The following is a 15,077-nucleotide window of genomic DNA, read 5'->3' on the forward strand; positions in this document are numbered from 1 at the left end:
ACGGCGGCGGGCGCCCGGCCAGCCGCTCCGGCCCTCCCGAGCGGGACCGCAGGGCAGCTTTGACCGGCCACCGAGTCGGGAGAGACTCCTACACCTTGGACTGGAGCCAGTTACATCGGGGAAAGACTCCAGGTTTGCGATGTGGTCATGGCTGTCCGCAGTTGGGTTCGGCGTGGCCCCCAAGAGGCCGTCACCACTTTCGCTGCACGGCTGCCTTACTGCCGGTCACCAAGCTTGCCGGCGGCACGTCATCGACTACGACCGCACCAGCGGCAACCACGGCGTCACGGCCAATGCTGACGCCGGGCAGGATGGTGGCACCGGCACCGATCCACACGTTCTCCGCCACGTCGATGGGTGCGCCGGTGAGGTACAGCTGCCGCTCCTCGGGATCAACCGGGTGGCCGCTGGTGATGAACGTGACCTTCGGTCCGATCATCACGCGCTCGCCGAGCCGGATACCGGCATAGTCCAGGAACGTGCAGTTCTGGTTAATGAAGACGCGCTCGGCGAGGTCGAGGTTCAGGCCATGGTCCGTGTAGAAGGGCGGATAGATCGTGACTCTCGGCGGCAGCGGCTTGCCAAGGATCTGCTCGAACAGTTCCGCCTTGCCCGCTTCGTCCTCGAAAGGCAGAACGTTCAGGCGGGAGGTGAGCTCGGTGACTTGCAGGACCCTCTCGGCCATGGCCTGGAACTCGGCGCTGCGGATGCGCATGAGACGGTCGCTGGACATGCCACGATCCCTTCTGTGCACCGGTGGCGGGACAAGACTCACCGGTTGATCAAAGTCACGGGGAGCGACGGAGACGAGAGCAAGAGCAAGAGCACCCAAGATCGTTGTGTGACGAACAGCCTGGACACCCTTGCGACGGACTCTATGTGAGGCCTGACGACCTGCTGAAAGGCGTCTCCGGATCTGGCGCCGATCGATCATCTAGGTCTGCGGGGCCAGCGTGCGCAGGACGCAGAACTCGTTGCCCTCGGAGTCTGCCATGACCTCCCAGTTCCGGTCCGGGTCACCTCGTCCACGGTGCTGCCGTCGATCGGACTGACGTCGAGGTGAAGCCGGTTCTTCACGGCCTTGCTCTCGGGCACCTGGATGAACACCGAGGTGGGCGGCATCTGGCGGGCCCGGACATCCTCGACGGTCGGCTCCCAGGATCCGATCTCCACCTTGCCCTCGCCCCGGTCGATCACCTTGATGTCCAGGACCTCGCACCAGAAGGCCGCGAGGCTTTCCGGATCGTGGCAGTCAACGACCAACTCGTGAACCTACTTGTCATGCCTCTCCCCGATCGTGCGGACGGGCTCACGGTATTGCCCGTGCCGCTCATCAGATACGCGAGAAGGCGGCAACTCTCCTTATCCGGGCGGTGAGTCCCGCCCGGATATGCTGTCGCTTCGGTTTTGGGGAGCGGGGGGAAACCATGATCGGTAGCAGCGACGCCGTCAGTCAGATCCCGGTGCCACCGCGTTTGGGGGCTGTCGTCGATGTGGCGCCCGTGCGTGGCAGCGATCGGCCCATCTGGCTGACGTTGAGCGAGGACGGCACGGTCAGCCGGTGGGACGTGGCCAGCGGCGATCACGAGACCCTCGCGGCCACCGAGGTTCCGGAGGAAGATCGCGAGGAATGGGGTGACTGGGTGCTCCGCAGGCACCTGCACGCCTCCCACGACGGCATGTTCGCCGCGGTGGTCAACGACTTCGGCCGCTATGGCGAGGTGGTCGACCTCCGAACCGGCGATTGGACCCTGGAACTGGACAACCATGGTGACAACCAGGGCGACAACGAAGACACAGTGCCGTTCTCACTGGAGTTCGCGCAGAGTCGCGGGCGTTGTGTGGTGATCCACCGCACGGGCTGGAACCGCCTGGATGTGTCGGATGCCCAAACGGGGGCGTTGCTGACCGACCGCTCGATCCCGGCGCCGGAACACGTTCTCGACTACTTCCACGGCGCGCTGTACATGAGCCCTGATGGGAAGCGGATCCTGGACGACGGCTGGGTGTGGCATCCAGTCGGGATCCCAGTGGTGTGGGATTTCGACACCTGGGTCGAAGGAAATGTCTGGGAGTCCGAGGACGGTCCGAGCCGACTCGATGTCTGCGACCGTGGCGACGCCTGGAACCATGGCATGACCTGGATCGATTCGGCCCGGGTCGCCGTCGTGGGTATCAGTGATGTCTACGATGGCGTGCCGTCCGGGGCGCGGATCCTCGATACGAGTCGAGCCGTTCAGAGTGGACCGCGCGACCCGCTGGCCGTGGAAGTGCTTGCGTTCGAGGGCCCTACCGGCCGCTTGTTCAGCGACGGCACTCACCTGTTCAGTAGTGATGACACCGATCTGTCGATATGGGATCCGGACGAGGGGAAGCTCCTGGGCACCGTTACCGGCTTCTCCCCCACGCATTACCACCCGGGTGCCCGGCAGTTCCTGCGGCTCGACGACGACGTGGTCCGTCTCTGGACTGCCTGAACGGCAGCGGGGCGCCTGAGGTGGCGCCCCGCTGCGGTGTCGTCGTGCTGGATCAGTCGGCCGGTGTCAGGGCGACCTCGGCGCTGCCCGAGAGGGACGGCAGGCCGTCGGGGGGCGAGTCCGTGTAGGTGGCGTTGAAGACCGCCTTGAGGTTGTCCGAACCGGAGTGACCGCCGTCCACGAAGGTCACGAACGATCCGGAGCAGCCGTTGCTCGTGGAGAGCGGGTGGCCGTGCGAGTCGTGGCCCAGGATGAACGAGACGCTGACCCTGGAGCAGTCCACCGGCTGGTCGTCGGTGACGGTGACCTGCCAGGTGACCGTGTCGCCCCAGTGGAACGGCGTGCCGCCGTGCGGGGCCGGGTCGGTGGTGAGGGAGACGGTGGGCGCCTTGTTGCCGACCACGACGGGAACAGAGGCGGAGGCCGAACGCCCGGTGCTGTCGGTGACCTTCAGCGTGGCGTCGTAGACGGCGTTGTCGGTGAAGGTGTGCTTCGGGTTGGCCTCCCTGGAGTCCACGGTGCCGTTGGCGTCGAAGTCCCAGGCGTAGCGGAGGGCGTCACCGTCGGCGTCCTTCGTGCCCGCGCTGGAGAACTGGACCGTCAGCGGGCTGGTGCCGTTGACCACGTCCGCGGCGACCTTGGGCTCCGGGGTGCGGTTACCTCGCGTGAAGTCGATGCGGGAGAGCTGGGCCTCGGGCAGTTCCGCGAAGTAGCCGGTGCCGTACTCCAGGACGTACAGCGCGCCGTCGGGGCCGAACTCGGCGTCGATCGGGCCGTCCGTCGTGATCGAGGGGATCGCGTCCTCGATCTTCAGGACCTCGTTCTTCTTGCCGAGGGTGATGGCCTTCATCTGGTCGCGGGTCCACTCGTAGAAGAGCGGCTTGCCGTCGAAGTACTGGGGCCAGCGGTTCTGGGCCTTGTTGTGCTTGTCATAGCTGTACACCGGGCCGCCCATGGGGCCGATGCCGCCCGTGCCGAGCTCGGGGAACTCCGCGGAGGCTCCGTAGCCGTAGACGATCTCGGAGTCCTCGACCGGGGGCAGCTCGCTGCGGCCGGTGTTGTGGCGCGAGTCGTTGACCGGCTTGGCGCAGTTGAAGGCGCCGCTGGAGGTCTGGGTGGCGAAGTCGTAGTCCTGGTACGGCATGTCCGGAGTCACACAGAACGGCCAGCCGTAGTTGGCGGGGCGGTCGATGACCATCCAGCGTCCCTGGCCGGCGGGACCGCGGCCCGGGTTGGCGGTGTTGGCGTCGGGCGAGTAGTCGCCGACGTAGACCTCGCCGGTCTTGTCGTCCACTCCGAAGCGGAACGGGTTGCGCAGGCCCATGGCGTAGATCTCGGGGCGGGTCTTCGCGGTGCCGGGCGCGAAGAGGTTGCCCTTCGGTATGGCGTAGCCGCCGTTGGGCTTGGCCTTGATGCGCAGGACCTTGCCGCGCAGGTCGTTGGTGTTGCCCGCGGTGCGTCGCGCGTCGTAGGCGGGGTTGCGGTCGGCACGGTCGTCGATCGGGGCGTAGCCGTCGGAGGAGAACGGGTTGGAGTCGTCTCCGGTTGACAGGAACAGATTGCCCTTGTGGTCAAAGTCGATCTTGCCGCCGACGTGGCAGCAGATGCCGCGGTCGGCGGGCACGTCGAGGATCTTCTGCTCGGTGGCGTAGACGAGCTTGTTGCCCACGAGCTTGAACCGTGACAGCCGGGTCACGCCCTTGTACTTGGCGAACTCCTGGGCCGTGCCGAACTGCGGGGCGTCGCCTTCGTTGACGCCCGGGGTGGCCGGGTCGTCCATGGGGGTGTCCAGGCGCGGCGAGTAATAGAGGTAGACCCAGCGGTTCTTGGCGAAGCCGGGGTCGACGGCGATGCCCTGCACGCCTTCCTCGTCGTGCTGGTAGAGCCCGGCAGGGCTCTTCTTCATGTCGGCGGCGAGGAAGTTGACGCCGCTCTTGGGGTCGTGGATGCGGACCTCTCCGGTGCGCGCGGTGTGCAGCACCCGCCGGTCGGGCAGGACGGCCAGGGCCATGGGCTCGCCCGGGCGGTCGTTGAGGGTGACCTTCTGGAAGTCCGACGAAGCCGGCGGTGCGGGGTCCGGTTTGGCGGCCTGTGCCGGGGTGAGGGGCAGGAGCCCGACGGCTCCGGCCAGCGCAGCCGCCCCCGCGAGGGTGACGATCCGTCTGTTGCGCACTCAGAACTCCTTTGGTCTGGCCGGCGGGTGAAAAGCCAGGCGAAATGCGTGAGTTGGACGCTAGGGCGCTCACTTTCAACTCGTCAAGGACAAAGTTTCAACCTTTTCGAGGAAAGTTCGTCTTGGGTTTCGGGTCGTTTCGGGCAGGCCCGGGGGCCCGCCCGACGCCAAGGTGCCGGGCGGGCGCTACGGGTGACGCTGCGTCAGTTGCAGGCGCGCAGGGCCGCGAGGTTGCCGTAGCCGATGCGGGCGAACTCCAGGGACTGGCCGGGAACGCTCGCGCTGGGTGCGTTGTCCTGCTCGACCATCGGGTTGTGGTAGTTCTTCGCACCGACCCGGGTGAAGAACTTCCGGTAGTCGATGTCACCCGTGCCGAACGGCACCATGTCGTAGCCCATACCGCTCTGGAGGTTGACGACGCCGTCCTTGGCGTGGAAGAGCGGGAAGCGCTGGGTGTTGCGGACCACGAGTGCGGCCGGGTCGAAGAAGTCCTTGCGCTGCGAGCCGTCGTGGGCGGTGTACGTGTGGAACTTGTACTGGGCCACGTGCGCCCAGAAGACGTCCAGTTCCAGATAGACGCTCTTGCGGTCCGTCGTCTTGAGGAAGTACTCCAGCTTGCGGATACCGGAGCTGCGGGTCGGCCTGCCCTGGGCGTCGAGCGGGCCGCCGTCGAGCAGGAAGTCATAGGCCGCGTCGTGGTTGTGGGTGTAGAGCTTGATGCCCTCGCGGCGGGCGATGGCGCCCAGGGTGTTCCACTTCTGCGCGGCGGCGTCCCAGTCGGCGCGGTAGGGGGTGTTGGTGGGGTCGGCGCCGGTGCCCATGTGCTCCATGCCGAGGATGTTGGATATCTCCAACCAGCGCTTGAAGGTGTCCAGGTCGGCCGTCGTCAGGGGCCAGGACGGCGGGATGAAGCCGTGGCTGCCCTGTGCCCGCAGGCCGTACTCGTCGAGCCAGGAGCGCAGCTGCTTCGCGCCCTGGACGGTGCCCAGGTCGGCGCCGCCGGGCGCGTTGGCGTGCTGGCCGTAGCCGGCGAACTCCACCTGGCGGTACCCGAAGCGCGACAGCTGCTTGAACACCTCGCGGAAGCCGGAGGGCAGGTCGGAGGCCAGCGGGTCGCGGCCGACCGCGTCACGGACGGTGTAGAGGATGATGCCGCGCTTGTGCGGCGGGACCAGGGCGGAGCGGCCCCGGTCATCGCGGGCGGCCGCGGATCTGTCCTGCGCCAGGGCGGGTGCGGCGCCGAAGACCGGGGCGGCGATCGCCGCGCCGGTGACGGCCGTGCAGGTGGTGAGGAAACGGCGGCGGCTGACGCCGAGTGCGCGGCGCAGGTCGTCGCTGGTGACGGCTTCGTCGTTGAACGCGGTCACAGGGGTTCTCTCTTTCGTTGTCACGGTGCTGCGGATGCCTGACGGCTGCCGTCCCAGGCGAGGCCGGCGAGCCGCAGGAGAAGGGACTTCACTTCGGTGGCCGCGACGCGGCCGGACACTGCGCGGGGGGTGGAGTCAAGGACGAGCGGACCTTCGTCGTCGCTCGTGGGGGAGGCGGCCGTGGCTGCCGCGGAGGCGTCATGGGTCATGGGGGACGACGCCGAGCCGGTGGCGCATGCCGGGCTTCTTGCGGGCCACCGCTTTGGCCGCCTCGAGCCGCACGTAAAGATCTTCGGGATCCGTGAACAGCTCGGCGGGGCCGTATCCGGGTCTGCGGTGGATCTGCGTCGTCGGGGCCGAACCCCTCAACGGTGTTGTCCGCGCGGCGCAGTTCGGGCCGGTCCCGCGGCTCGGTAGCGGGCGGCGGGGCGGGGTGAGGCGGGATGGAAGGGAGTGGGTCACTGCGCCTCCCGTAGGCGGTCGGCGAACGACAGCAGCCCGGTGAACTGCTCCGAGAGGCCGGCCGGGCCCGCGTCGGGGTCCTTGAAGTAGAAGCCCAGTTCCGGCAGCGGTCCGGACAGGCCTGCCTCGTGGGCGCGGGCGACCAGGCGGGCCAGGTCCAGCACGAGGGGTGCGGCCAGGGCCGAGTCGCAGCCCTGCCAGATGGTCTGGAGGATCATGCGCGAGCCGAGGAAGCCTTCGAAGGCGATGTGGTCCCAGGCGGTCTTCCAGTCGCCGAGCACCGGCACGTCGTCGATGTGCACCTCGCCCTGCGGTGTGTGTCCGAGGGTTTCGGTGAGGACGCGTTCCTTGCCGGCGTTCTTGGCCGCGGCCGCGCCCGGGTCGGCCAGCGCCGCCCCGTCGCCTCCGCCCAGCAGATTGGTGCCGGACCAGGCCCTCACGTGCAGGGCGCGCTGGACGAACATCGGGGCGAGCACGGCCCGCAGCAGCGTCTGGCCGGTCTTGCCGTCACGGCCCGCGTGGGGAAGCCCGCCGGCTGCGGCGGCGTCCATGAGGGCCGGGGTGCGCAGCCCGGTGGACGGTGTGAAGTTGACGTAGGGGCAGCCGGCTCGCACGGCGGCGGCCGCGTAGAGGGAGCTGGGCGGCAGTCGTACGGCGTCGGGCGCGGGCAGCGGCTCCGTGGAGGAGACGTTGACGACGACCACCCGCGCCAGTGCGTTGCGCACGCGGAAGGAGATGAGGTCGGCGGCGAAGTCCGTGATGAGTTCCTCGTCGCTGCGCGGGTCGTTCGGGAGCGGGCCGCCCGGCCGTATCTCCTCGTCCGCGGCCTGGAGTTCGGCGCGTACGGCGGGGGCGAGGCCGTGCGGGAGGACGCCCGCCTCGGTGAGGTGTTCGGCTCGCTTGGGCAGCGGGCTGTGGGTGGTGTCGTGGCCGCCGAAGACGAGTGAGGCCAGGGGTGGCAGGCCGGTGCCGTCGAACGGTGGCGTCTCGGTGACCATGCCGGTCGGCGGATGCAGCGTGGCGGCGACCGCCGCACATCCGGCGACGGCGGTGGTGGCCACCGATCCGCGGGCTCCGACGAACCAGACACCGGTGCGTGCGGTCCGCCCGCCGCTCTGGGGCTCCGATGCTGTCCGGTCGTTGTTCACGGGCTGCCTCCCTGCCATGTCGAGGTACCGATGTGGTGTGGAGGACGGTGGGTTGGGGGCCCGGGGGCCTCCCCGTCCACCGCCGGCATTGGGGCGGCGTCGGCCGCGGCCCAGGAGGACTCCTCCGTGTTCGGCGCGGCTACGGCGTGCGCGTGGGCGGCAAGGGACCGCCGGTGAGAGATGCGGGATACGTGAGGGCTCGTGGCCCTGCGCCGTGCAGGGACGTCCTCCGTGGCCGGTCGCACGAGCCGTGCGCCGTGCGACCTGAATGCGCCGTCAGTTTCGAACCACTGTGGGGTGGCTGTGCACGAAGGGACCGTAGCCCCGTTCGTCCTTGACCGGAACCCTTTGCGCATCGAAGCGACGAACTTTTTCCTTGATCAGGACAAAGTGGTGTCGGGGCAGCCCGGACCGGCCCGGCGGCTCTCCTCCCACCGGGCACCGACCCGGTCGGCTCTCACCAGGTCACAAGGGGGCAGCTACGGTCGCCGACGCTCCAACTACGCGTGGGCCAAACCGATATGCGCCTCGGAGCGCTAGTTGTCGCCGCCTGCGAAGGCGGCGTCGAAGGACGCCGAAGGCGGGTCGAAGTCGAACCGCTTCAGATGGGCGAGCGCACGCGGCGCGCCGACGAGGCGGTCCATGCCTGCGTCCTCCCACTCCACGGAGACCGGCCCGCCGTAACCGATGGAGCGCAGCATCCGGAACACGTCCTCCCACGGGACGTCACCGTGCCCGGCGGAGACGAAGTCCCAGCCGCGCCGCGGGTCGCCCCAGGGCAGATGGGAGCCGAGCCTCCCGTTGCGCCCGTCCAGACGCCTGCGGGCCTCCTTGCAGTCGACGTGATAGATCCGGTCCTGGAAGTCGTAGAGGAAGCCGACCGGGTCCAGGTCCTGCCAGACGAAGTGGCTGGGGTCGAAGTTGAGCCCGAAGGCCGGCCGGTGGTCCACCGCCTCCAAGGCACGTTTCGTGGTCCAGTAGTCGTAGGCGATCTCGCTCGGATGGACCTCGTGGGCGAAGCGGACGCCCTCGTTGTCGCACACGTCCAGGATCGGGTTCCAGCGCTCGGCGAAGTCCTCGTAACCGCGCTCGATCATCCGCTCCGGGACCGGCGGGAACATCGCCACCAGATGCCAGATCGACGATCCGGTGAACCCGACGACCGTATCCACGCCGAAGGCGGCCGCCGCCCGCACCGTGTCCTTGATCTCGGCCGCGGCCCGCCGGCGTACCCCCTCCGGCTCCCCGTCGCCCCAGATCCGGGCGGGCAGGATGCCCTGGTGCCGTTCGTCGATGGGGTGGTCGCACACGGCCTGGCCGACGAGATGGTTGGAGACCGCCCAGCACCTCAGGCCGTACTTCTCCAGCAGGGCATGCCTCCCGGCCAGGTAGGACGGATCAGCGAGCGCCTTGTCGACCTCGAAGTGGTCGCCCCAGCAGGCGAGTTCGAGGCCGTCGTAGCCGAACTCGGCGGCCAGTCTGCACACTTCCTCCAGCGGCAGATCGGCCCACTGACCGGTGAACAGGGTGAACGGGCGTGGCATGGTGCCTCCGAGCGGGGTTCCTGACGGCTCTCTAGCGGACTTCGGCCTCGACGGCCTGGACAGGGGTGTAGACGGAGTTCTTCTGCGCGCTCTCCTCCACCGCGGCGAGCACCCGCTGCACCTGCAGACCGTCGGCGAACGACGGCATCGGGTCAGTGCCCGACGCGATGGCCTCCACCAGGTCGCGGGCCTGGTGGGCGAAGGTGTGCTCGTAGCCGAGCACATGGCCCGGCGGCCACCAGCCCTCCAGGTAGGGGTGCTCGGCCTCGGTGACGACGATCCTGCGGAACCCCGCCGTGGCCGCGGGCTCCCGGTGGTCGTGGAAGGACAGTTCGTTGAGCCGCTCGAGGTCGAAGGCGAGAGAACCGTGCTCGCCGTTGATCTCCAGCCGCAGGGCGTTCTTGCGCCCCGAGGCCATCCGGGACGCCTCGAACGTGGCGAGCGCCCCCGAGGCGAGCCGGCCGGTGAAGACGGCCGCGTCGTCGACCGTCACCGGAGCGCGCTCGGCACCGCCGGAAGCGGACAGACCCGAGGAGGCGCCGTCGAGGCGGGGACGCTCCTTGACGAAGGTTTCCATCTGGGCGGAGACGCCGACCAGCAACTCACCGACCAGGTACTGCGCGAGGTCGACGATGTGCGCGCCGAGGTCACCGAGCGCCCCCGACCCCGCGTGTTCCCGCTGCAGCCGCCAGGTCAGCGGGAAGTCGGGATCGACCAGCCAGTCCTGGAGGTAGCTGACCCGCACGTGGCGCAGCGTGCCGAGCCTGCCCTCGGCGATGAGCCGGCGGGCGAAGGTGAGGGCGGGCACCCGCCGGTAGTTGAAGCCCACCATGGCCAACTGGCCGCGTGCGCGGGCCGCTTCGGCCGCCGCGGTCATGGCCTCCGCCTCGGCCACCGAATTGGCCAGCGGCTTCTCGCACAGCACGTGCTTGCCCGCCTCCAGCGCCGCGATCGCGATCTCCGCATGGCTGTCGCCCGGCGTGCAGATGTCGACGAGCTGTACGTCGTCGCGAACAATGAGGGCGCGCCAGTCGGTCTCCGTCGCGGCCCAGCCATGCTTGTCGGCCGCCGCCCGCACGGCGTGCGCGTCGCGGCCGGCGATCGCGGCCATGACCGGCCGCAGCGGCAGGTCGAACACGCGCCCGACGGTGCGCCACCCTTGCGAGTGGGCGGCGCCCATGAACGCGTAGCCGACCATGCCCACGCCGAGTGCCGGCGGTGCGATCCGACTGTCCCTCTGTTCCATAACGGATTCCTCCTCGTCGGAGTGTCACTGACTCATCACTGTGTTCGCGGGGCGCACGGCCCGGCCCGGTCAGATGAAGCCGGTCGGCAGGTACTGGTCGACGTTGTCCTTGGTGACGACGGCCGAGTAGAGGGTCAGCGAGGACGGGATCTCGAACTCGGCGAGACCGCCGACGCCCTTGCCCTGGCCGAGCGCCCGGGCGAGATCGATGGCGGAGGCGGCCATCGTCGGCGGGTACAGGACGGTCGCCTTGAGCACGCTGTCGCCGGCCTTGATGGCGTCCATCGCGGACTTGGCACCCGCGCCGCCGACCATCAGGAAGTCGTCGCGGCCGGCCTGCTCGATGGCGCGCAGCGCGCCCACACCCTGGTCGTCGTCGTGGTTCCACAGCGCGTCGAACTTCGACTGGGCCTGGAGCAGTTGCGCCATCTTCGCCTGCCCGGACTCCACCGTGAAGTCGGCCGCCTGGCGGGCCACCTTCTTGATGTTGGGGTAGTTCTTCAGGGCGTCGTCGAAGCCCTTGGTGCGCTGCTGGGTCAGCTCCAGGTTGTCGAGGCCGGCGAGTTCGACGACCTTGGCGTTCTTGGTGTCCTTGAGCTGTTCGCCGATGTAGTGACCGGCGTTGAGGCCCATGCCGTAGTTGTCACCGCCGATCCAGCAGCGGTAGGCCTGCGGGGAGGCGAAGACACGGTCCAGGTTGATGACGGGTATGCCCGCCCTCATGGCCTGGAGGCCGACCTGGGTGAGCGCCTTGCCGTCGGCCGGCAGGATCACCAGGACGTCGACCTTCTTGTTGATCAGGGTCTGGATCTGGCCGATCTGCTGGGCGGTGTCGTTGGACCCCTCGGTGATCTCCAGCGTGACGTCGGAGTACTTCTTCGCACGTGACTTGGCGTTGTCGTTGATGGCGTTGAGCCAGCCGTGGTCGGCCTGCGGGCCGGCGAAGCCGACGGTGACGGCCTTGCCCGGCTTGTCGTCGGCGACCGGGGCGGCGTTGTCCGCGGCCGGTTCCTGGTTCTTGGGCTCATTGCTGGTGCAGGCCGTCAGCAGTGCGCCGGCGGAAACGGCTGCGGTGCCGAACAGCAGTGCTCTGCGGCTGGTGGCGGGGGTTCTTGCCATGGCGGATCGACCCTTCGACTGGGCGGTGTGCGTCGGTTGGGGAAGGCGGGGGTGCCGGACGGCGGTGTCAGGGGCCGCCGTCCGGCGGTGTGCGGTACGGCGTCAGGTGTCGCCGTGCAGCGAGCGGCGCTGGACCAGGACGGCGGCGACGATGATGGCGCCCTTCGCGATCTGCTGGACAGCGGTCTCGAGGTTGTTCAAGGCGAAGATGTTGGTGATCGTGGTGAAGATCAGGACACCGAGGACGGAGCCGATGATGGTGCCGCGGCCGCCGCTGAGCAGGGTGCCGCCGATGATCGCCGCGGCGATGGCATCCAGCTCGTAGAGGTTGCCGTTGGTGTTCTGGCCCGAGCCGGCGAGCACGATCAGCATGAACGCGGCGATCCCGCAGCACAGTCCGGACAACAGGTACAGGTACAGGCGCTGGCGGCGGACGTCGATGCCGGCGAGGCGGGCGGCCTCCGCGTTGCCGCCGACCGCGACGGTGCGGCGGCCGAAGGTGGTGCGGTTGAGCAGCAGCCAGCCGATGACGGTGACCGCACCGAAGATCAGGACAAGGGGCGGGATGCCGAGGACGTAGGCGTCCCTGGCGCCGAGATCGAGCACCGAGTCGACGCTCACGACCTGGGTGCTGCCGTCCGTGATCTGCAACGCCAGGCCACGGGCGGAGGCGAGCATGGCCAGCGTCGCGATGAACGGCACCATCCTGCCGTAGGCGATCAGCAGGCCGTTCACGAGGCCGCAGCCCACACCGACGATCACGGCGGTGAAGAGGATGCCGGCGAACCCGAACTCCTGAGTCGCCACGGTCGTCGCCCACACCGAGGCGAGGGCCACCATCGCGCCGACCGACAGGTCGATCCCGCCGCTGGTGATGACGAAGGTCATGCCGACGGTGACGACGCCGATCACGGACGCCTGGGTCAGGACGAGCTGCAGATTGCTCGTCGCCAGGAACTCGTCCGGTGCGGTGATCCCGCCGACCGCGACAAGGGCGGCGAGGACTCCGAGCAGGGACAGCGTCCGCACGTCCAACGGCAGACCGGGCCGACGTGAACTGTCTCTGTCCCCCGCGGACTTGGTAGCGGGCGTCGGCGATTGCTTCTGCGCCGCGGTGGCCGGCTGCGTCATGGCGTCGGGCTCCCTTCCATCACAAGATCGAGTACACGGTGCTCGTCGAGCTCCCGGGCGTCCGCGGTGTGCACGACGCTGCCTTCGCGCAGCACCAGCACCCGGTCGGCGAGACCCAGGACCTCGGGCACCTCACTGGACACGAGAAGTACGGCCAGGCCCTCGTCGGCCAGCCGGCGAATCACGGCGTAGAGCTCTGCCCGGGCACCGATGTCGACGCCCCTGGTCGGCTCGTCCAGCAGCAGGACCTTGCAGCCTCGCAAGAGCCAGCGTGCGAGGACCGCCTTCTGCTGGTTGCCGCCGGACAGGGTCCTGATCGCGGCATCGGGATTGTCCGGGCGCAGGGACAGTTCCCGAACCGCCTGATGCGTCGCGGCCCGCTCGGTACGCCGGTCGATCCAGCCCGCGCGGGCGAACCTGGACAGGGTGGAGACCGAGACGTTGCCGCTGACGGACTCCAGCATCAGCAGGCCCTGCGCCTTGCGTTCCTCGGGCGCCAGGCCGATGCCGGCGCGGACGGCGGCGCGGACACTTCCCGGGCGCAGAGGTGTGCCCTCGACGAGGACCCGACCGCCGTCAGGACGGCGAGCCCCGTAGATCGTCTCCAGGATCTCGCTGCGCCCGGAGCCGACGAGCCCGGCCAGGCCGACGATCTCACCGGGCCGCAGCTCCAGATCGACGGGCGCGAACTCCCCTCGCCGGGTGAGCCCCTCGACCGTCAGCACCGGTTCCTTGCCCGTGGCGAACCCTGTCTCGGGGCGCTCGGGGAAGACGTACTCCACATTCCGGCCGGTCATCAGGGCCACGACCTCCTGGGTCGGCGTCGACTCGGCGGGCAGACCGCCCGCGACCGACCGGCCCTCCTTCAGGACCGTGACCCGGTCGCCGATGCGCCGGATCTCCTCGAGGCGGTGGGAGATGTAGATGACGGCGACCCCGTCATCCGTCAGATCACCCACGATGCGAAAGAGGTTGTCCACCTCCTCGGGGTCGAGCGCCGCGGAAGGCTCGTCCATCACGATCAACCGGACCTCGTGGGACAGTGCGCGGGCCATGGAGACGATCTGCTGCTGCGCCGCGGACAGGTCACCGACGAGTCGCGAGGGGGCGATCTCCGAATGCCCCAGCCGTTCCAGCAACTCCGCGGTGGCCGTACGGGCGGCGGAACCGCGCACGACGAACCCTGCGGAGGTCGGCTCGTGCCCGAGGAAGACGTTCTCCGCGACGGACAGCCCCTCGATCAGATCGAGTTCCTGATAGATGGTGGCGATCCCTAGGCGCATGGCGGCGATCGGCGACCCCAGGGTCACGGCCTCGCCCTGCCAGGTGATCTCACCGCTGTCGGGCTGGTGCGCTCCGGCGAGCACTTTGATCAATGTGGACTTTCCGGCTCCGTTCTGGCCGAGCAGGCAGTGGACTTCGCCGGCCTGGACCTCGAGATCCACCCCGTCCAGGGCGCGAACGCCCGGGAACGACTTGGTGATGCCGGACATGGTGAGCAGGGTTGATGGTGGCGCCATGAGGAATCCCCTCGGCAGGTACGGGCCGTGAGCGAACGGAACTGGGCAGGGGTGGATCGGGTACGTGGACACCTCTGGGAAGCCCGGGGCGGCGTGCCGCCGGGGCGCAGGGGCTGAGCCAGGCAGGGCAGGCCCGATGGCCTGGGAACCGTGCAGTGGTGGGAGCCGGCCGCCGGCGCTTCATGCGGTGAATACGGCGGGGCTGTGGTCGTACCGTGGTGGTGTTGCCGTGGTTCTACGGGTGTCGTGATGGCGCCATGGGGTCACCGAGGCGCGGTGGTTGTGGGGCGACGCCAGTGGGGTTGCAGTGACGTCGTAGCGCCACCACAGGGGTTCGGTGGCGCGAGTGGTAGTTCGTTGGCGACGGGGCCGGGCAGCGGTCAGGCGGGCGAGAAGACGTGGTCGCTGATGAGCCGGGCCGCGCCGATCGCTCCGGCTGCCGGTCCCAACTCCCCCAGCACAATCGGCAGATTGCGCGTGGCGAGCGGCAACGACTGCCGGTACACCTGGGTCCGAACACTGGCCAGCAACGTGTGCCCGAGCCCGGTCACACCGCCACCGATCACCACCAGCCCCGGGTTGAAGAAACTGACAAGCCCGGCGATGACCTGGCCCAGACGCTTCCCGCCCTCCCGAATCAGCTCCAGGGACACCGCGTCCCCTGCCGCCGCGGCAGCCGACACGTCCTCGGCCGTCAGACGCCCGGCCGTCTCCAGCCGGGCGGCAAGCTGTGGCGACCGGCCCTCACGCGCCGCCTGCTCGGCGTCACCGGCCAACGCGGCCCCGCTGAAGTGCGCTTCCAGGCAGCCCCGGTTGCCGCAGGCGCAGGGGCGGCCGTCGGGCACGGCCTGGATGTGCCCGATGTCGCCCGCGCTGCCCGTCGCACCGCG

The 15,077-nt window shown here is 69.1% G+C and carries 11 protein-coding genes and 2 pseudogenes; 1 reads left to right on the plus strand and 12 read right to left on the minus strand.

Annotated elements, in window-relative coordinates; all coding sequences use genetic code 11:
- Positions 1–190: 190 nt before the first annotated feature.
- Together ACWD3I_RS42405 and ACWD3I_RS42410 are read right to left on the minus strand one after the other, a co-directional pair.
- Complete coding sequence (locus ACWD3I_RS42405; RefSeq protein WP_365406392.1) at positions 191–733, minus strand: DapH/DapD/GlmU-related protein; 543 nt, start codon at positions 731–733, stop codon at positions 191–193.
- A 201-nt stretch (positions 734–934) separates the two neighbouring features.
- Positions 935–1,283, minus strand: a pseudogene (locus ACWD3I_RS42410) (VOC family protein).
- Between the two features lie 144 nt (positions 1,284–1,427).
- Between ACWD3I_RS42410 and ACWD3I_RS42415 the strand changes: the two are divergent.
- A complete protein-coding gene (locus ACWD3I_RS42415; protein WP_365406389.1) occupies positions 1,428–2,477 on the plus strand; it encodes a hypothetical protein in 1,050 nt (349 codons plus the stop codon).
- Between the two features lie 52 nt (positions 2,478–2,529).
- On the opposite strand, the gene ACWD3I_RS42420 is transcribed toward ACWD3I_RS42415, so the two are convergent.
- From ACWD3I_RS42420 to ACWD3I_RS42465, 10 genes and pseudogenes are all read right to left on the minus strand, one after another.
- Positions 2,530–4,650: a PQQ-dependent sugar dehydrogenase gene (locus ACWD3I_RS42420; protein ID WP_365406387.1), complete on the minus strand. Its 2,121-nt coding sequence runs from the start codon at positions 4,648–4,650 to the stop codon at positions 2,530–2,532.
- Positions 4,651–4,853: 203 nt separating this feature from the next.
- On the minus strand, positions 4,854–6,017 hold the full coding sequence (locus ACWD3I_RS42425) for a sugar phosphate isomerase/epimerase family protein (RefSeq protein ID WP_365406384.1): 1,164 nt from the start codon (positions 6,015–6,017) through the stop codon (positions 4,854–4,856).
- Between the two features lie 20 nt (positions 6,018–6,037).
- Positions 6,038–6,374 (minus strand): annotated as a pseudogene (locus ACWD3I_RS42430) (alkaline phosphatase family protein); the annotation flags it as partial.
- Between the two features lie 101 nt (positions 6,375–6,475).
- Complete coding sequence (locus ACWD3I_RS42435; RefSeq protein WP_365406381.1) at positions 6,476–7,627, minus strand: inositol-3-phosphate synthase; 1,152 nt, start codon at positions 7,625–7,627, stop codon at positions 6,476–6,478.
- 536 nt (positions 7,628–8,163) lie between these two features.
- Complete coding sequence (locus ACWD3I_RS42440; RefSeq protein ID WP_365406378.1) at positions 8,164–9,171, minus strand: sugar phosphate isomerase/epimerase family protein; 1,008 nt, start codon at positions 9,169–9,171, stop codon at positions 8,164–8,166.
- Between the two features lie 31 nt (positions 9,172–9,202).
- Complete coding sequence (locus ACWD3I_RS42445; protein ID WP_365406376.1) at positions 9,203–10,417, minus strand: Gfo/Idh/MocA family protein; 1,215 nt, start codon at positions 10,415–10,417, stop codon at positions 9,203–9,205.
- Positions 10,418–10,486: 69 nt separating this feature from the next.
- Entirely contained in the window at positions 10,487–11,536 is a 1,050-nt protein-coding gene (locus ACWD3I_RS42450) for a substrate-binding domain-containing protein (RefSeq protein WP_365406373.1), read from the minus strand.
- Between the two features lie 102 nt (positions 11,537–11,638).
- Entirely contained in the window at positions 11,639–12,667 is a 1,029-nt protein-coding gene (locus ACWD3I_RS42455; protein WP_365406370.1) for an ABC transporter permease, read from the minus strand.
- Positions 12,664–14,187: a sugar ABC transporter ATP-binding protein gene (locus ACWD3I_RS42460; RefSeq protein ID WP_365406367.1), complete on the minus strand. Its 1,524-nt coding sequence runs from the start codon at positions 14,185–14,187 to the stop codon at positions 12,664–12,666. The genes ACWD3I_RS42455 and ACWD3I_RS42460 overlap by 4 nt, the downstream gene beginning before the upstream one ends.
- Positions 14,188–14,567: 380 nt before the next feature.
- Positions 14,568–15,077, minus strand: a 510-nt coding sequence (locus ACWD3I_RS42465; protein ID WP_451084340.1) for an ROK family protein, incomplete at its 5' end; no start/stop codon positions are given.

The organism is Streptomyces sp. NPDC002817 (assembly GCF_053592055.1).

What these genes read in the sequence shown, in the direction of transcription:
- ACWD3I_RS42405 (WP_365406392.1), bottom strand. Translation starts at nt 733, where the DNA reads ATGTCCAGCGACCGTCTCATGCGCATCCGCAGCGCCGAGTTCCAGGCC.
- ACWD3I_RS42415 (WP_365406389.1), top strand. Translation starts at nt 1,428, where the DNA reads ATGATCGGTAGCAGCGACGCCGTCAGTCAGATCCCGGTGCCACCGCGT.
- ACWD3I_RS42440 (WP_365406378.1), bottom strand. Translation starts at nt 9,171, where the DNA reads ATGCCACGCCCGTTCACCCTGTTCACCGGTCAGTGGGCCGATCTGCCG.
- ACWD3I_RS42445 (WP_365406376.1), bottom strand. Translation starts at nt 10,417, where the DNA reads ATGGAACAGAGGGACAGTCGGATCGCACCGCCGGCACTCGGCGTGGGC.
- ACWD3I_RS42450 (WP_365406373.1), bottom strand. Translation starts at nt 11,536, where the DNA reads ATGGCAAGAACCCCCGCCACCAGCCGCAGAGCACTGCTGTTCGGCACC.
- ACWD3I_RS42455 (WP_365406370.1), bottom strand. Translation starts at nt 12,667, where the DNA reads ATGACGCAGCCGGCCACCGCGGCGCAGAAGCAATCGCCGACGCCCGCT.
- ACWD3I_RS42460 (WP_365406367.1), bottom strand. Translation starts at nt 14,187, where the DNA reads ATGGCGCCACCATCAACCCTGCTCACCATGTCCGGCATCACCAAGTCG.